The organism is Mesorhizobium sp. M1322 (assembly GCF_040318085.1).
In the GTDB taxonomy this organism is placed as follows: domain Bacteria; phylum Pseudomonadota; class Alphaproteobacteria; order Rhizobiales; family Rhizobiaceae; genus Mesorhizobium.
Window position 1 is genome coordinate 1 of record NZ_JAMYLP010000057.1, and the last position, 15,921, is coordinate 15,921.

Consider the following 15,921-nt stretch of genomic DNA (forward strand, 5'->3'; position numbering starts at 1 on the left):
CCATGTGCCATTGCGCGCCGGGCGGCTGCATCCGTTGACCGTGCTCGACGATCATTCGCGCTTCTCGCTGGTGCTGGAAGCTTGCCCCGACCAGAATCAGAAAATCCAAACCATCGACCTCAACGTAAGCCAACGATAAGATGGGAAACTGTTCGCGATGTCCTCGCACGCCTGTTCGCGATGTCCCCGGTCCAAACACCCCCGTGTGGGGGAGATGTCCGGCAGGACAGAGGGGGGCGCGAAGGATCGCGGCGCAGAGGGCTGCGCCCGCAGTGAGAACTACGCGCGCTCAATGATGACATGCGTGGCATTCGGCGTCGCGACCTGCTCGCTGCAGCGGTAGCCGAGCTTGAGCATGTCGATGCCGGCAAACAGATTCTCTCCGGAGCCGAGCAGCATCGGCGATATCGCCAGATGCATGTCGTCGATGAGCTTTTCCCTGAGATATTGCTGGATCGTGGCGACGCCACCGCCGAGCCGTACATCCTTGCCATCAGCCGCTGCTTTCGCCTTTTCAAGCGCCGAGTGAATGCCGTCGGTCACGAAATAGAAGGTCGTGCCGCCCTCCATCACGATAGGATCCCGCGGATAATGGGTGAGCACGAAGACCGGTACATGGTAGGGCGGATTGTCTCCCCACCAGCCTTTCCAGCTTTCGTCCGGCCACTCGCCGCGGATCGGCCCGAACATGTTGCGGCCCATTATCCACGCCCCAACATTTTCGAAGCTGCGCGCCACGAACCCGTCGTCCATGTCCGTGGTCCCGCGATCTTCGCCAGACATGTTGCGGAAGGTTCGGGTGCCGAACATCCAGTTGTGCAAGGCTTCCCCGCCGACGCCCAGCGGCTCTTTCAGATCCTGGTCGGGACCGGCGCCATAACCGTCGATTGACACGGTGAAAGCGTTGACACTCAGCTTGGACATGACTGCCTCCTTAAACCAGTTGTTAAATGCAAGCAGTGTTGTTCTTAGCTAGAGTGATTGCATTTTGCAAGCGGTATTTTGAATCGCGCCGAGCGATGGGCGGCTGGTTTGGGCCAGCCGCATCAGGATCACCGCCAAGTGGTTGCAGCGGCAGTTACTTGCGCCGCGATGCCTCGAGGATGCGCTCGATAGCTATGCGCAGCGGCGGCAGACTGTCTGTCAGTACGGTCCAGATGATAGCGTCGGAAGTCTTGTGGTATTCGTGACGCAAAATGTTGCCTATTCCACGGATCTGCTTCCAGGGAATTTCTGGAGCAAGAGCGATCAAATCGTCCGGGATGTGCCGGGTGGCTTCGGAAATAATCTCGATGCCGCGCTCAACGCCATGACGAAGCAGCCAGTCGTCACGAAAATCATCCAGAGTCTTGCCGGCGGTGGCAGCGCCGATGCCATCCAAAGCCGCTATAATCTCGGCCAGGATCGGCTCAATCCGGCGGACTGCCATCAGAATACGCGCACGGCCGATTGTTCGATCTCGGCCTTCAACATAGGATGAAGGCTGTCACGTGTGGTGATGTCGATTTCCGCTGACATCTTCTCTTCCAGAAACTGCTTGATGCCGACCAGATCGATCAGAGAAAAGCGTCGCGCCGGATCATAGTCGATGAACAGATCAAGATCGCTGTCCGGCTGTGCATCGTCCCGCGCCGCCGACCCGAACAGATAAAGCGAAGTCGCGCCCATGCCTTTGATGGCATCTGCGTTTCTCTGCAACCGTTCGATGACCTCATTCCTGCTCATGGGTCCATTCTAGCGGATTGCAGCAAAATCCCAAAATGATCGCGAGTACTACCCCTTCAGCATCGCCGCCACTTCGGGCGCGAAATAGGTAAGAATGCCGTCGCAGCCGGCGCGCTTGAAGGCTAGCAGCGATTCCAGCATCGCCTTGTCCCCGTCGATCCAGCCATTGGCGGCGGCCGCCTTGATCATCGAATATTCGCCCGACACCTGATAGGCGAAGGTCGGCATCCGGAATTCGTCCTTCAGCCTGCGGATGATGTCGAGATAGGGCAGGCCGGGCTTGACCATCAGCATGTCGGCGCCCTCGGCGAGGTCCTGCTCGGCCTCGCGCACCGCCTCGTCGGAATTCGCGTGGTCGAGATAATAGGTCTTCTTGTCGCCCTTGAGCAGGCCAGCGGTTCCGACCGCCTCGCGATAAGGTCCATAGAAGGCGGAAGCAAATTTCGTCGCGTAGGACATGATTGCCACATCCTGAAAACCATTGGCGTCGAGCGCATCGCGGATGGCGCCGATGCGGCCATCCATCATATCGGACGGGGCAATGATATCGGCGCCGGCCGCCGCCTGGATGACGGCAGCCGCCGTGACCTGCTCCACGGTCTGGTCGTTGACGATGATGCCGTCGCGCAAGATGCCATCGTGGCCGTGGGAGGTGAAGGGATCGAGCGCCGCATCGGTGATGATGCCGATCTCGGGCACCGCGTGCTTGATGGCACGCGTTGCGCGGTTGATGACGTTTTCCGGATCGAGGATGTGCGAACCGGTCTGATCGCGCAGGCCGAGCTCGACATTGGGAAAGGTGGCGATCGCCGGAATGCCGAGTTTTGCCGCGCGCTCGGCCTCCTTGACGGCAAGGTCGAGCGACAGGCGGAAGACGCCGGGCATGGCGGCGATCGGCTCGCGGACATTCTTCCCATCGACGACGAAGATCGGCCAGATCAGGTCGTCGACGCTCAGCCGGTTCTCCTGGACGAGGCGGCGCGACCAGTCGGCCTTGCGCATGCGGCGCAAACGGCGGCTGCCAGTGATCTCGTCGACGCTGCGCGCGCCGGCAGGTTTTGCTGGGGTTATTTTGTTCATCGCCAAAACTCCGGATCGGCGGCTTTTATCACGAGCTTCCGTCGCTGACCAATGCGGCACGATTGTGCCAGGCCGTGCTCACCTGGATATCGGCATACCTATTCCGGCTGACCGTTGCCGTACAGGATTGCCCTTGGCATTGACGCACCCATGCGCCACGCTTTAGCACATCAGTCCAGCGGCGCGGGGAGGGATTCTTAGGCGATGGATTTTGGCGGCGACGAGATCCGCTTCGAACGATTGGGCAGGGCCGGCATCATCACGCTGGCGCGGCCGCAGGCGCTCAACGCCGTCACCCATCGCATGGTTAGGGCGCTCGACAAGGCGCTGCGCGCCTGGGAGCGCGACGACGGCGTCGATGTCGTCGTCGTAAAGGCCGAGGGCAGGGCGTTTTCTGCCGGCGGCGACATCCTCCACATCTACGAGGCCGGCCGGGCCGGAAAGCCGCCGGTCGATTTCTTCGCCGACGAATACCGGCTGAACGCCCGCATCGCGCGGTTCGAAAAACCCTATGTCGCGCTGATCGACGGCATCGTCATGGGCGGCGGCGTCGGCATCTCGTTCCACGGCTCGCATCGGGTGCTGACCGAGAACGCCCAGTTCGCCATGCCGGAAGTCGGCATCGGCTTTTTCCCGGATGTCGGCGCCAGTCATCTCCTGCCGGATGTCGGCGGCGGTTTCGGAATGTATCTGGCCCTGACCGGAAACCGCATCCGCTATGGCGACGCTTTGTGGTCGGGCCTGGCGACGCACACGATCAAGGCGCAGGACCAGGCCGGTTTTCTCGATAGGCTGGTCGCGACCGGCGACCCGGAATCGGCGCTGCGCGGCTTTTCCGTCCCGGCCCGGCGTGAGACGGACAGTCCGACGCTGGAAGCGATCGCCTGCCATTTCTCGCAACCGTCGCTGGCTGACATCATCGGCAGCCTGCAGCGCGCCGCACCGGCCGATGCGTTCGCGGCAAAGACGCTGGCGACGATCCGCACCCGCTCCCCGACCAGCCTGCATGTCGCCTGGCGCGAGATCAGAACCGGACTGACGCTGTCGATGGACGAATGCATGCGGATGGAGTTCCGTATCCTCAACCGCATGCTTGCGGGCCACGATTTCTACGAAGGCATCCGCGCCGCCATCATCGACAAGGGCTCGATGCCGCAATGGCGGCCGGCAGGCATCGACGACGTCAGCGTTGCCGACGTCGATGCCTATTTTGCTCCGCTCGGCGAACGGGAACTCAAGCTGTGAGCGAGGTCACCTCGGGACGCGTCGTGCTCCAGCCCTCGACGACAGAGGTCATCTTTGCCTGGTTCCAGCGCGTCATATCAGGCTACTGCCTGTTGTTCGGGATTTTGTACTGGGTCCGGCTGATCGGCTTCTACCCCGGCTCGTTATGGCGCTTCGACCTGATGCCGGTGCATTGGCAGGTGGCGGCGGTGACGCTCGCCGTCTTCTTTCCCTTCGCCGCCGCCGGCCTGTGGATGCTGGCCTCCTGGGGGCCGGTGATCTGGTTCATCTGCGCGGCGACCGAGACCGTCATGTATGCCGGCTTTCCCGAGCTCTTCGGCCACCGGCCGCTGATCCTCGCCTCGCATGCGGCGGTGGCGCTGCTCTACATCGTCTTTCGCGTGGTGATCTGGATGCAGAAGCGCCAGAGCCGGCGATAGAGCATCGGACCGATGCTCAACAAGAATGGCGCCGGCGCGTCCTGTCGTACGCGCAAAGGACGCTCTAACTCCTATCGGCTTCCGCCCGGAATCATTGGCTAAATCTTTAGGTTAATCATCCTTGTTCGGGTGACCCTTCGTTAAGCCTCTTTCGAAACCTATTACCGGTAAGCTCTTGTTAGCCCTAGCGTTTAAGTCGAATTTTATGAGTATTCGATAGTGTCGCGATCAAGGTGAAAAACAAAAAATCACCAGGCGACAAACGAGAGGCAAAGACAATGATCAATTCCCGTCCGGCGGCGAAGACCGCCAACGTATCCGACGACCGCCGCGAGGCGATCCGTTCGCTGTACATGGAATCGCTGCAGCTGGTGGAACGGCTGCACCGCCGTTTGCTTGACGTGATCAAGGACGAATTCGACCGCAACGGCCGTTCCGACATCAACGCCATCCAGGCGCTGCTGCTCTTCAACATCGGCAATTCGGAGCTGACCGCCGGCGAGCTGCGCTCGCGTGGCTACTATCTCGGCTCGAACGTCTCCTACAATCTCAAGAAGCTGGTCGATCTCGGCTTCATCAACCACCAGCGCTCGCGCATCGACCGCCGTTCGGTGCGGGTCTCGCTGACGCCGAAGGGCAGTGAGGTGGCGGAAGTCGTCGCCGGCCTCTACGAGCGCCACGTCGGCTCGATCGAGCAGGTCGGCGGCATCAACACGGAAGAATTCAAGCAGATGAACCGCGCCTTGCAGCGCCTCGACCGCTTCTGGAACGATACCATCGCCTATCGCATGTAAGGCATATCCGTAGCATGTAGGGGATCCGCGCCATAGAAGCGCGGTCGGGAGCGACCCAAGGACCGGTGCCGAAAAGCACCGGTCTTTCTGTTTCGTGAGGACCAGCCGATCCAAATCGCGGTCAGGGCCACGTTGCCGCCATATTCCCGGTGAAAGCGAGAATGCGGGTGATGTTGCGGCGAAGCCAAACGTCTCCCTGAACGCGCGTCGCGCCCGGCGCGTTCTCATACATAAGCAATAGGCGCCATGGTTGGCTAATTGTTAAGGACGCCACCCTAGAGTGCGGGCGGGATCGCCCGGTGAAAAAACTGTTACAGGAATGTCTGGAGCGTACATGAGAACCAGTCGCCGTTTCTTCCTTTCCGGAGCCTCCGCGTTGGCCGCGACGATGGTTGCCGGTGGCGCCAGCGCGCAGGACGTGATCGGGGATATCCTGAAATCCTCCGGCCGCGGCAACTGGAACGACCAGTTCGACGCCCGCGACAGCCAAGGCGGCAAGGTGGCCTCGACGCTGCCGATCGTCAGCCTGCAGACCGTTGCGTACACCGAGCAGGCGATAGCGCAGTATCAGAATATTGTCGCGCAGGGTGGCTGGGAGCGGGTTCCGGACACCAAAAAATTGCAGCTCGGCGTTGTCGACCCCGACGTGGTGCCATTGCGCAGGCGCTTGATGATTTCGGGCGACCTGGCGCAGAGCGCCGGCCTGTCAGAGGCCTTCGATTCCTATGTCGATGCGGCGGTCAAGCGCTTCCAGGCGCGCCATGGCCTGCCTTCCGACGGGACCTTGGGCCAATATACCTATGCGGCGATGAATGTCTCGGCGCAGGTCCGGCTTGGCCAGTTGCAGACCAATCTGCAGCGGCTGAACGAACGCGCCGGCACGCTGGGCAACCGCTATGTGCTGGTCGACATCCCGGGCGCCCAGATCGAGGCGGTCGAGAACGACCGCGTCGTGCTGCGCCACACCGCCGTTGTCGGCAAGATCGACCGCCAGACCCCGATCGTCGATTCCAAGATCAACGAGATTATCGTCAATCCCTACTGGAACGCGCCGGTATCGATCGTGCGCAAGGACATCATTCCGCTGATGCGGAAGGACCCCAACTATCTCAAGGACAGCAAGATCCGCCTGTTCGCACCGGATGGCAGCGAGGTCGATCCGCTGACCGTCGACTGGTCGACCGACGACGCGGAGAAATACCGCTTCCGCCAGGATCCGGGCGCCGGCAATGCGATGGCCTCGGTCAAGATCAATTTCCCGAGTCCGGACGGCGTCTACATGCACGACACGCCGCAGCAGAGCCTGTTCGGCAAGATGATGCGCTTCGATTCCTCGGGCTGCGTGCGCGTCCAGAACGTGCGCGATCTCGTCACCTGGATCCTGCGCGACACGCCGGGCTGGAACCGCCAGTATTTCGAGTCGGCGATCAAGAGCGGCGAGAACATCCCGGTGCCGGTCACCAATCCGGTGCCGGTCTATTTCCTCTACATCTCGGCCTGGTCGACGGGGCCTGGCGTCGTGCAGTTCCGCGACGACATCTACGGGCTCGACGGAGCCAACGAGCTGCAGATCACCTCCGCGCTCTAAGCGACTGATTTTTTTCTGGAAAGGCCGCCGCTAAGGGCGGCCTTTTTGTATCCGGCTGGATGGCGCGCTTTGCGCATAGCCGGAAAAGCACCGTTCGGTATAGCCCTATGCAAGTCGCCATCTTCATCCTGGTTGTGCTTGTCTTCGTCGCCGTTTCCGGCGCGCTGGTCCGGCTGGTGCGGGTGCCGTTGCCGGTGCTGCAGATTGCCATAGGTGCTGCACTCGCATGGCCGGTGCGCGGCATCCATGTCGAGATCGATCCCGAGCTGTTCCTGCTGGTGTTCATCCCGCCGCTTTTGTTCGGCGACGCCGTTGGCGTGCCCAAGCGCGAACTGCTGGCGCTGCGCGGCCCGATCCTCGACCTTGCCATCGGGCTCGTCTTCTTCACCATCGTCGGCTTCGGCTATGCCTTGCATTGGTTGGTGCCGAGCATCCCGCTGGTCGTCGCCTTCGCGCTCGCCGCGGTGCTGTCGCCGACCGACGCGGTAGCCGTCTCCTCGATCGTCGACCGGAACGTGGTGCCGGCGCGGCTGATGCATATTCTGGAAGGCGAGTCGCTGCTCAACGACGCGTCTGGCCTCGTCATGTTCCGCTTCGCCGTGGCAGCAGTGCTGACCGGCAGCTTTTCCTTCGCCGCGGCTTCGCTGAGTTTCCTCTACGGCGTTGCCGTCGGCATCCTGGCCGGTGTGGTGGCGGTGTTCGCCGCCGCCAAGGCGCTGCAACTGCTCAACCGCATCGGCGGTGTGCCGGCCGAGGCGCAGGTGCTGGTGATGATCCTGATCCCCTTCATTGCCTATCTCGGTGCCGAGCATGCCGGCGCGTCCGGAATCCTGGCCGCCGTCACCGCCGGTGTGCTCACCAGTGGGTCCGGCATATTCCGCTATCTCGGGGTATCGGCGCGCATGCAGACTATATCGCTGTGGACGACGCTGTCCTTCGTCTTCAACGGTGCGCTGTTCATCCTGCTTGGCCTGCAGCTTCCCGACATCATCCGCCATGTGCCGCCCGAGCTGAGCAGCCGGCATTGGCTGATCGAGCCGATCCTGACAGTGCTGATCCTTACCCTATGCCTGATCGCGCTGCGCTTCCTGTGGATCTGGGTTGGTGACATCGCGGCACGCCTTGCCGCGCGATTTGGCAAGCGCAAGGCCGAGACGTTCGGCCTGCGCGTGCGGCTCGCCGGCTCGGTGGCGGGCGTGCGCGGCGCCATCACGCTGGCCGGCATCCTGTCGTTGCCGCTAGCAATGCCGGACGGTTCGCCGTTTCCGGCGCGCGATGTGGTGATCTTCCTCGCCGCGGGCGTCATCATCTGTTCGCTTGTCATCGCCAGCCTTGCCTTGCCGAAGATAGCGCGCGGGCTGGTCGAGCCGGGCGAGCATCCCGGTGCCGCCGAGGAGCGCCGGGCGCGCGTCGGCGCGGCCAATGCGGCGATCGCCCGCATCGAGAGCGTCGCCAATGACGGCAGCGATGGCGAGGAGGCCGGCGCCCGCCTGGCGGTGGCCGACAGCATCGTTGCCGGTTACCGGCGTCGCATCGCCGCCTCCGACGAGGCCGATGAAGCGCGCACCGAGGCCCGTGAAGCCGGCCGGCTGGAGCTCGAGCTCAGGCTTGCCGGCATCGAGGCCGAGCGCGCCGCCGTGGGTGCCATGTTCCGCGGCCGCGAGATCAACGACCATACGATGCAGGCGCTGTTCGCCGAAATCACCCTCACCGAGGCCCTGCTCAAAGGCCGGCAGTCGGGGAAATAGGCGTCGCGGACCCGCGTTGGCGCAATCCGGCCAGCAAATTTCGCGCTGCAAACGTGGCGGGGGCAAAGCAACTGTGTTAATGGCGCGGCAGGCCCCCCCGGATCAAGGATTTCAACCCATGGCAACAGCAGCGGCAGTGTCGAATAAATTCGAATCCTTCTTCGAAACGACGCTTGAGGATGCCGATCCGGAGATCTTCGGCGCGATCCGCAACGAACTCAGCCGCCAACGCCACGAGATCGAGCTTATCGCATCGGAAAACATCGTCTCCCGCGCCGTGCTGGAAGCGCAGGGCTCGATCATGACCAACAAATACGCCGAGGGCTATCCGGGCAAGCGCTACTATGGCGGCTGCCAGTTTGTCGACGTGGCCGAGGAACTGGCTATCGAGCGCGCCAAAAAACTCTTCGGCTGCAACTTCGCCAACGTCCAGCCGAATTCCGGCAGCCAGATGAACCAGGCGGTGTTCCTGGCGCTGCTGCAGCCCGGCGACACCTTCATGGGCCTCGACCTCAATTCCGGTGGCCACCTGACGCACGGTTCGCCGGTCAACATGAGCGGCAAATGGTTCAAGGTCGTTTCCTACGGCGTGCGCAGGGACGATCATCTGCTCGACATGGATGCAATCGAGAAGACCGCCCACGAGACCAAGCCGAAGCTGATCCTGGCCGGCGGCACCGCCTATTCGCGCGTCTGGGACTGGAAGCGCTTTCGCGAGATCGCCGACTCGATCGGCGCCTATCTGATGGTTGACATGGCGCACATCGCCGGCCTGGTCGCCGGTGGGGTGCATCCGTCGCCGCTGCCATATGCCCATGTGGTCACCACCACCACGCACAAGTCGCTGCGCGGCCCGCGTGGCGGCATGATCCTGTGCAACGACGAGGACATCGCCAAGAAGATGAACTCGGCCGTGTTTCCGGGCCTGCAGGGCGGGCCGCTGATGCATGTCATCGCCGCCAAGGCTGTGGCCTTCGGCGAAGCGCTGAAGCCGAGCTTCAAGGTCTATGCCGAGAGTGTTGCCGCCAATGCCAAGGCGCTGGCCTCCAGTCTGCAGGAAACCGGCCTCGACATCGTCTCCGGCGGCACCGACAACCATCTGATGCTGGTCGACCTCAGGCCGAAGAACGCCACAGGCAAACGCGCCGAGGCAGCGCTTGGCCGCGCCAACATCACCTGCAACAAGAACGGCATCCCTTTCGATCCCGAAAAGCCGTTCGTCACCTCGGGCGTGCGGCTCGGCACGCCGGCCGGCACCACGCGCGGTTTCGGCCAGGCCGAGTTCCGCGAGATCGGCAAGCTGATCGCCGAAGTGCTGGACGGGCTCAAGGCTGCGAATTCCGACGAGGGCAATGCAGCCGTCGAGGCAGCGGTGAAGGCGAAGGTGGCCGCGCTGACCGATCGTTTTCCGCTCTATCCCTTTCTCGGTTGAGCTCACGCAAGGTCACCCTTATCGGCCGTATGAGAGCACTGTTTCAGTGGGGACGGAGTCCGGACAGGAGCCTTGACAATGATGCAGATTTTCCGTGTCGCTGGCTTTGCCGCGCTTGGCGTGTTGGTCACATTGACCACCTCGCCGCGGTCCGCTTTGGCACAATCTGCGCCCACCCCAGCCACACCGAAGACGGAAACCTTCGGCAAGTGGTCCACCACTGTGGACGAGATCGATACCGGCGAGGATCTGCGCAAGACCTGCGTTGCCTCGACCGCCTTTCTCGACGCGAGCGGTGCCAGCGGCACTCTCACGCTCGCCCTCTCGAACGGCGATGCACTGCCGCCCTCTGGCTATCCGAACCTTGTCATCGCCATGAAGAACAAGGACTTGCCGACCAGCGAGAATATTCCGGCGGTGTTCGGCGACAGCAACGGCAAGGTCAAGGCGACCGTCGATACCATGGCCGGTGCCGGCGGAAAATGGATGTTGAACAATAAGCCCGAGATCAGCCTGGCGCTGCTGCGTGCCATGCGCCGCGCCAGCGCACTCGATGTCAGCTTCGCCGACATTCCGGTCGCGACCGTATCGATGGACGGCTTCACCAAGGCCTATCGCAGCCTCGGCGTGTCATGTGGGTTCCCGACCGGTGACGTCGCGCCGTAATCGGCCGGTGTTGCCGTCTGGTATGATGCTGGCAATTTTTCTCGCACCTCGCTATTTCTGAGGCGCGAGAGGCCATCTCCCATACTTTGCCATCGCGGCAAAAACCTCTAAGCCTTTCGCTCCACGAGAATCGCGAACACAAGGCTGTCCATGCGCTGTCCCTACTGCCAGTCCGAAGATACGCAGGTGAAGGATTCGCGCCCCGCCGAAGACGGCGCAGCGATCCGCAGGCGGCGTGTCTGCCCCGATTGCGGCGGCCGCTTCACCACCTTCGAGCGTGTGCAGTTGCGCGACCTCGTGGTGGTGAAGAAGTCCGGACGCAAGGTGCCGTTCGACCGCGACAAGCTACTGCGCTCGGTCGAGATCGCGGTGCGCAAGCGCAATGTCGATCCCGAGCGGATCGACCGCGCGGTGACCGGCATCGTGCGCCAGCTCGAAAGCTCGGGCGAGACCGAGGTCGCCTCTGGCGAGGTCGGCCGCCTGGTTATGGAGGCGCTGAAATCGCTCGACGACGTCGCCTATGTCCGCTTTGCCTCGGTCTATCGCAATTTCCGCGAGGCTAAGGATTTTCACGACGTGCTGGGGGAGCTCAAAGGTGACGAGCTCAAGGAAGAGGACGCCGGCTGAGCATGGCAAGGCCCAGCCAAGCCGAACAAGAGGTTCTTGATCGCCGCTTCATGGCGGCGGCACTCAGGCTGTCGCGGAAAAATGCCGGGCGGACCGCGACCAACCCTTCGGTCGGCACGCTGATCGTGCGCGACGACGGCACCGGGCCGATGATCGTCGGCACCGGCGTCACCGCTGTTGGTGGTCGGCCGCATGCCGAGACCGAGGCGCTGGCCGAGGCCGGCGAGCTCGCACGCGGCGCCACCGCCTATGTCACACTGGAGCCCTGCGCCCACCATGGCCGCACGCCCCCTTGCGCCAATGCGCTGCTCAATGCCGGCGTCACGCGGGTGGTTGGGGCTGTGAGCGACCCCGATCCGCGCGTGTCCGGCAAGGGCTATGCGATCCTGCGTGCCGCCGGTGTCGAAGTGGTCGAAAAGGTGCTGGTGGCAGAAGCCGCTGAGCAGATGGCCGGCTATCTCATTCGATCTCTGAAAAAACGTCCGGAAGTGATCCTGAAACTTGCGCTTTCCAGCGACGGAAAGATCGGCATGGAAGGCGAGGGACAGGTCTCGATCACCGGCGACATCGCCCGGCGCGAAGTCTATCTGATGCGGGCCGAAGCCGACGGCATTTTGATCGGCATCGGCACGGCGCTGGAGGACGATCCGGCGCTGACAGTGCGGTTGCCAGGGCTGGAAAACCGTTCGCCGGCCCGCATCGTGCTCGACCGCCAGATCAGGCTGCCGGAAACGTCGAAACTGGTCGCCGGCGTCGACCGGGTTCCGCTCTATGTCGCCGCCTGCGCCGAAGCCGACCCGCACCGGCGGGCCGCGCTCGAACGCGCCGGCGTGCGGTTCATCGGCACCGAGACGTATGAAGGCGATATTGCGCTGCCGGAACTGCTCGAGGATTTGGCGGCGCTCGGCATGGCCAGCGTGCTGGTCGAGGGCGGCGCCAAGGTGGCCAAGGCCTTCCTCGCCGAAGGACTGGTCGACCGCATCGTGCTGTTCCAGGGGCAGGAGCCGATAGGCAAGGGCGGCATTGCATCGCCCGCCGACGCCGACCATATCCCGGCAGGATTTCGCAAACTGCGCGAGATGCGTTTCGGCGAAGACAGCTACGCCGAGTGGATAAGACCATGATCCCAAAAAGTGGGAACCGGTTTTTGGACAAGATCATGGTCAAACTGAAAGACAGAGTCTGATGTTCACCGGGATTGTCACCGATGTCGGCACCGTCGCTGCCGTGACGCCGCTGAGAGAGGGCGTCGGCTTGCGCATCGACACCGCCTATGACCCGCAGACGATCGCCATCGGTGCCTCGATTTCGTGCGGCGGTGTCTGTCTGACGGTGACGGCGCTGCCGGAAAGCGGCGCCAATGCGCGCTGGTTCGAGGTCGAGGCCTGGGAAGAGGCGCTCAGGCTGACGACGGCGACGGGCTGGAAATCCGGCACCAGGATCAATCTGGAGCGGGCGCTGAAAATCGGCGACGAACTCGGCGGCCACATTGTTTCAGGCCATGTCGACGGCACCGCCGAGATCGTGGCGCGCAAGGAGGAGGGCGATGCCGTGCGCTTCACGCTGGAAGCGCCGCGCGACCTGGCCAAATTCATCGCACCCAAGGGCTCGGCCGCGCTCGACGGCACCTCGCTCACCGTCAACAAGGTAGAAGGCACCCGCTTCGACGTGCTGCTGATCCATCACTCGCTGACGGTGACCACCTGGGGCGAACGCCAGGCCGGCGACCGCGTCAACCTTGAGATCGACACCATGGCCCGCTATGCGGCGCGCTTGGCCGAGGCGGCGAAAGAGGGGCTTTGATGGCCGCTGTTGCTGCCGGAGAGCGGCGTTGATTCATACGGTTGGTTCGAACAAGACGAGCACCTTCCGATGGCGCTGCCCCTCACCCGCCTGCTGGCGACCTCTCCCCGTAAACGGGGCGAGGGGCGCTGTCATCGATGGTTTCGCCAATCACCAGCGTTGCAAGAAGGCGCCGGCGTTGCGGCCAGCTTCTTTCGCCCCGTTTACGGGGAGAAATGCCCGGCAGGGCAATGAGGGGCAGCGCCGGCCTCGGTAATCGATCTCTCCAGCACGGGTTGCGAACCATCATTTGTCCGATTGCACTGGGCGCTCAAGCAGCTTTAAACTTCTGGGCCATTAGCCGTGCATTGCCGCTCAGGAGATAACTTCCACCAATCTTCTGCTTGCGATCAAACCGGCTTCGGCCTAAGTCACCGGCGATCCCGGAGACATCTATGGCTGGCACATCCCAACACGGCAAAGCGTTCATTCGCCCGAAGAAGAAGGCCCACCTTCTTGTCATCGAGGCACGCTTCCATGACGATCTTGCCGACGCGCTGCTCGAAGGCGCGACAGGCGCGCTCGACGAAGCGGGCGCGACATACGATGTCGTTACCGTTCCGGGTTCTCTCGAAATTCCCGCGGTGATTTCCTTCGCGCTCGACGGCGCCGCCGAAGGCGGGCCGAGTTATGACGGTTTTGTCGCCCTTGGCACCGTCGTGCGCGGTGACACCTATCATTTCGACATCGTCGCCAATGAATCCAGCCGTGCCCTGATGGATCTCTCCGTGCAGGAAGCGGTCTGCATCGGCAACGGCATCCTGACCACCGAAAACGACGAGCAGGCGTGGACGCGGGCCAGGCGTTTGGAAGGCGACAAGGGCGGCTTTGCGGCGCGTGCGGCGCTGACTATGATTGCCCTCAAGCAACAGTTGGGGGAGCGATCATGAGCGAACCCGCATCACCCGGCCAGCCCGCGGTGCGCCACGCCAACAAGCGCGGTGCTGCCCGTCTGGCCGCCGTGCAGGCGCTCTACCAGATGGATGTGGCCGGCAGCGGCGTCTTCGAGATCACCGCCGAATACGAGGCGTTCAGGCTTGGCAAGGAAGTCGACGGCGCGCTCTATCGCGAGGCCGACGCACAATGGTTTCGCGCCATCCTTGCCGGCGTCGTCGAGAACCAGAAGACCATTGATCCGATCATCCGCCAGGCGCTGACCGAGGACTGGCCGTTGTCCAGGCTCGATTCGACCCTGCGCGCCATATTGCGCGCCGGCGTCTACGAACTGATGAAGCGAGAGGACGTACCGGTGGCTGTCATCGTTTCGGAATATGTCGATATCGCCAAGGCGTTTTACGAAGAAGATGAGCCGAAGCTGGTCAACGCGGTGCTCGATCGCGTGTCGCGCCGGGTGCGCGGCGAGGGGCGCGGCAAGGACGCTTCATGACGGCCGTCGCTATCGCCGAGGCTGGCAGGGAAGCGCGCCGCACGGCGCTCATCCTTGCCGCTTCGCAAGCGATCATCGGTTCGGCCGCACCCATCGCCATTTCCGTGGGTGGGTTGGCCGGACATTATCTGCTCGGTTCCGACAAGTCGCTGGCGACCGCACCGATCACCGGCTTCAACGTCGGCGTGGCGCTCGGCGCCCTGCCGGCAGCAGCCATCATCCGCCGGCTCGGCCAGCGCGACGGCTTCATGACCGGCACGATCGTCACCGCGCTCGGCGGTCTGGTCGCCACGTTGGCGCTATTCCAGGCCAGCTTTTGGCTGTTTGCCTTCGGCCTGTTGGTGATCGGCATCGGCGGTGCCTTCGTCCAGCAATTCCGTTTCGCCGCCGCCGACAACGCGCCGTCTGAATTCAAGGCGCGCGCCATCTCCTTCGTCCTGGCCGGCGGCATCGTCACCGCCATACTCGGGCCGCAGATCGTCATCTTCACCCGCGAATTGTTTGCACCGGTGATGTTTGCCGGCTCGTTCGCCTCAATCCTGGTGCTGGCGGCGGTCGGCGCCGCCATCCTGTCGCTCCTGCGCATCCCTGCCAAGGCGACGGGCAAAGCGGAAATCGCCGACAGCGACGCGCGGCCGCTCGCCGAGATCGTGACCAGGCCGCGCTTTGTGGCGGCGCTGTTTTGTGCCGTCGGCAGCTACGCGCTGATGAGCTTCGTCATGACCGGCGCACCACTCGCTATGGTCGGCTGCGGCTTGTCGACCGACGATGCCACGCTCGGCATTTCCTGGCATGTCATGGCGATGTTCGCGCCGAGTTTCTTCACCGGCTCGCTGATCTATCGCTTCGGCGCCGAACGGATTGTCGCAACCGGACTTGTGCTGCTGATCGGCTGCGCCGTGGTGGCGCTGTCAGGCCTGGCACTGTGGCAGTTCTGGACGGCGCTGATCCTGCTCGGCCTTGGCTGGAATTTCGGCTTCATCGGCGCCACCGCCATGGTCGCCGACAGCTACCGGCCATCCGAAAAGAGCAAGGTCCAGGGTTTTCACGACTTCGTCCTGTTCGGCTCCGTCGCTTTCGCCTCGCTGATGTCGGGCGCGGTCTACAATGCCTGGGGCTGGGAGTTGCTGAACTGGATCATCTTCCCGGTGACGGTTCTGTGCTTCGTGGCACTGAGCGTGTTGAAGATGACAAGCGTACGGCCGACCAGCGCATGACCCCGAACCGAAGGTTCGAAAAGGATCATGCGCAAAAGCAAAAGTGCTACAGCGTCCTTTGCGCGTCCAAGCGGACGGGCGGCGCTGTAGTGACATGACGTTGTCGGGACGAGGCACCGGCGGGCTCACCCGCATCCGAACAAAATTATTG

At 63.0% G+C, this 15,921-nt stretch carries 17 protein-coding genes; 13 read left to right on the forward strand and 4 right to left on the reverse strand.

What is annotated here, in order from left to right; genetic code table 11:
* Positions 1–279: 279 nt before the first annotated feature.
* The 4 genes from NKH12_RS19940 to hemB all read right to left on the reverse strand — a co-directional run bounded on the left by NKH12_RS19940 (position 280) and on the right by hemB (position 2,805).
* The gene (locus NKH12_RS19940) at positions 280–924 is read right to left on the reverse strand and encodes a dihydrofolate reductase family protein (protein ID WP_352954706.1); all 645 of its coding nucleotides are present in this window, start codon (positions 922–924) and stop codon (positions 280–282) included.
* Between the two features lie 154 nt (positions 925–1,078).
* Complete coding sequence (locus NKH12_RS19945; RefSeq protein ID WP_352954707.1) at positions 1,079–1,429, reverse strand: HepT-like ribonuclease domain-containing protein; 351 nt, start codon at positions 1,427–1,429, stop codon at positions 1,079–1,081.
* Positions 1,429–1,725: a nucleotidyltransferase family protein gene (locus tag NKH12_RS19950; protein ID WP_126041134.1), complete on the reverse strand. Its 297-nt coding sequence runs from the start codon at positions 1,723–1,725 to the stop codon at positions 1,429–1,431. Before NKH12_RS19950 ends, NKH12_RS19945 begins: the two co-directional genes overlap by 1 nt.
* A gap of 48 nt (positions 1,726–1,773) precedes the next feature.
* Complete coding sequence (hemB, locus tag NKH12_RS19955; protein WP_352954708.1) at positions 1,774–2,805, reverse strand: porphobilinogen synthase; 1,032 nt, start codon at positions 2,803–2,805, stop codon at positions 1,774–1,776.
* Positions 2,806–3,009: 204 nt separating this feature from the next.
* Here hemB and NKH12_RS19960 point away from each other — a divergent pair, with 204 nt between their 5' ends.
* The 13 genes from NKH12_RS19960 to NKH12_RS20020 all read left to right on the forward strand — a co-directional run bounded on the left by NKH12_RS19960 (position 3,010) and on the right by NKH12_RS20020 (position 15,770).
* A complete protein-coding gene (locus NKH12_RS19960) occupies positions 3,010–4,050 on the forward strand; it encodes an enoyl-CoA hydratase/isomerase family protein (RefSeq protein WP_352954709.1) in 1,041 nt (346 codons plus the stop codon).
* Positions 4,047–4,469, forward strand: a complete 423-nt coding sequence (locus tag NKH12_RS19965) for a DUF6163 family protein (protein WP_352954710.1) — start codon at positions 4,047–4,049, stop codon at positions 4,467–4,469. Before NKH12_RS19960 ends, NKH12_RS19965 begins: the two co-directional genes overlap by 4 nt.
* A gap of 278 nt (positions 4,470–4,747) precedes the next feature.
* The gene (gene ldtR, locus NKH12_RS19970; RefSeq protein ID WP_027154640.1) at positions 4,748–5,263 is read left to right on the forward strand and encodes a transcriptional regulator LdtR; all 516 of its coding nucleotides are present in this window, start codon (positions 4,748–4,750) and stop codon (positions 5,261–5,263) included.
* Between the two features lie 334 nt (positions 5,264–5,597).
* Positions 5,598–6,851, forward strand: a complete 1,254-nt coding sequence (locus NKH12_RS19975) for a L,D-transpeptidase family protein (RefSeq protein ID WP_352954711.1) — start codon at positions 5,598–5,600, stop codon at positions 6,849–6,851.
* 107 nt (positions 6,852–6,958) lie between these two features.
* Complete coding sequence (locus NKH12_RS19980; RefSeq protein ID WP_352954712.1) at positions 6,959–8,599, forward strand: Na+/H+ antiporter; 1,641 nt, start codon at positions 6,959–6,961, stop codon at positions 8,597–8,599.
* Positions 8,600–8,717: 118 nt separating this feature from the next.
* Positions 8,718–10,031 (forward strand): serine hydroxymethyltransferase, encoded by a 1,314-nt coding sequence (gene glyA, locus NKH12_RS19985; protein WP_352954713.1) that lies wholly within the window; start codon positions 8,718–8,720, stop codon positions 10,029–10,031.
* Between the two features lie 81 nt (positions 10,032–10,112).
* A complete protein-coding gene (locus NKH12_RS19990; protein ID WP_502910817.1) occupies positions 10,113–10,697 on the forward strand; it encodes a hypothetical protein in 585 nt (194 codons plus the stop codon).
* Between the two features lie 150 nt (positions 10,698–10,847).
* A complete protein-coding gene (gene nrdR, locus NKH12_RS19995) occupies positions 10,848–11,324 on the forward strand; it encodes a transcriptional regulator NrdR (RefSeq protein WP_023798407.1) in 477 nt (158 codons plus the stop codon).
* Positions 11,325–11,326: 2 nt separating this feature from the next.
* The gene (gene ribD, locus NKH12_RS20000) at positions 11,327–12,448 is read left to right on the forward strand and encodes a bifunctional diaminohydroxyphosphoribosylaminopyrimidine deaminase/5-amino-6-(5-phosphoribosylamino)uracil reductase RibD (RefSeq protein WP_352954715.1); all 1,122 of its coding nucleotides are present in this window, start codon (positions 11,327–11,329) and stop codon (positions 12,446–12,448) included.
* A gap of 61 nt (positions 12,449–12,509) precedes the next feature.
* The gene (locus NKH12_RS20005; RefSeq protein WP_352954716.1) at positions 12,510–13,127 is read left to right on the forward strand and encodes a riboflavin synthase; all 618 of its coding nucleotides are present in this window, start codon (positions 12,510–12,512) and stop codon (positions 13,125–13,127) included.
* Positions 13,128–13,561: 434 nt separating this feature from the next.
* On the forward strand, positions 13,562–14,056 hold the full coding sequence (ribH, locus tag NKH12_RS20010; protein WP_352954717.1) for a 6,7-dimethyl-8-ribityllumazine synthase: 495 nt from the start codon (positions 13,562–13,564) through the stop codon (positions 14,054–14,056).
* On the forward strand, positions 14,053–14,553 hold the full coding sequence (gene nusB / locus NKH12_RS20015; RefSeq protein ID WP_023798402.1) for a transcription antitermination factor NusB: 501 nt from the start codon (positions 14,053–14,055) through the stop codon (positions 14,551–14,553). The genes ribH and nusB overlap by 4 nt, the downstream gene beginning before the upstream one ends.
* Positions 14,550–15,770, forward strand: a complete 1,221-nt coding sequence (locus tag NKH12_RS20020) for an MFS transporter (RefSeq protein WP_352954718.1) — start codon at positions 14,550–14,552, stop codon at positions 15,768–15,770. The genes nusB and NKH12_RS20020 overlap by 4 nt, the downstream gene beginning before the upstream one ends.
* Positions 15,771–15,921: the final 151 nt, after the last annotated feature.

What these genes read in the sequence shown, in the direction of transcription:
- nrdR (WP_023798407.1), top strand. Translation starts at nt 10,848, where the DNA reads ATGCGCTGTCCCTACTGCCAGTCCGAAGATACGCAGGTGAAGGATTCG.
- NKH12_RS19950 (WP_126041134.1), bottom strand. Translation starts at nt 1,725, where the DNA reads ATGAGCAGGAATGAGGTCATCGAACGGTTGCAGAGAAACGCAGATGCC.
- ribD (WP_352954715.1), top strand. Translation starts at nt 11,327, where the DNA reads ATGGCAAGGCCCAGCCAAGCCGAACAAGAGGTTCTTGATCGCCGCTTC.
- NKH12_RS19980 (WP_352954712.1), top strand. Translation starts at nt 6,959, where the DNA reads ATGCAAGTCGCCATCTTCATCCTGGTTGTGCTTGTCTTCGTCGCCGTT.
- NKH12_RS19990 (WP_502910817.1), top strand. Translation starts at nt 10,113, where the DNA reads ATGCAGATTTTCCGTGTCGCTGGCTTTGCCGCGCTTGGCGTGTTGGTC.
- NKH12_RS19945 (WP_352954707.1), bottom strand. Translation starts at nt 1,429, where the DNA reads ATGGCAGTCCGCCGGATTGAGCCGATCCTGGCCGAGATTATAGCGGCT.
- glyA (WP_352954713.1), top strand. Translation starts at nt 8,718, where the DNA reads ATGGCAACAGCAGCGGCAGTGTCGAATAAATTCGAATCCTTCTTCGAA.
- nusB (WP_023798402.1), top strand. Translation starts at nt 14,053, where the DNA reads ATGAGCGAACCCGCATCACCCGGCCAGCCCGCGGTGCGCCACGCCAAC.
- NKH12_RS20005 (WP_352954716.1), top strand. Translation starts at nt 12,510, where the DNA reads ATGTTCACCGGGATTGTCACCGATGTCGGCACCGTCGCTGCCGTGACG.
- ribH (WP_352954717.1), top strand. Translation starts at nt 13,562, where the DNA reads ATGGCTGGCACATCCCAACACGGCAAAGCGTTCATTCGCCCGAAGAAG.
- NKH12_RS19940 (WP_352954706.1), bottom strand. Translation starts at nt 924, where the DNA reads ATGTCCAAGCTGAGTGTCAACGCTTTCACCGTGTCAATCGACGGTTAT.
- NKH12_RS19975 (WP_352954711.1), top strand. Translation starts at nt 5,598, where the DNA reads ATGAGAACCAGTCGCCGTTTCTTCCTTTCCGGAGCCTCCGCGTTGGCC.
- hemB (WP_352954708.1), bottom strand. Translation starts at nt 2,805, where the DNA reads ATGAACAAAATAACCCCAGCAAAACCTGCCGGCGCGCGCAGCGTCGAC.
- NKH12_RS20020 (WP_352954718.1), top strand. Translation starts at nt 14,550, where the DNA reads ATGACGGCCGTCGCTATCGCCGAGGCTGGCAGGGAAGCGCGCCGCACG.
- ldtR (WP_027154640.1), top strand. Translation starts at nt 4,748, where the DNA reads ATGATCAATTCCCGTCCGGCGGCGAAGACCGCCAACGTATCCGACGAC.
- NKH12_RS19960 (WP_352954709.1), top strand. Translation starts at nt 3,010, where the DNA reads ATGGATTTTGGCGGCGACGAGATCCGCTTCGAACGATTGGGCAGGGCC.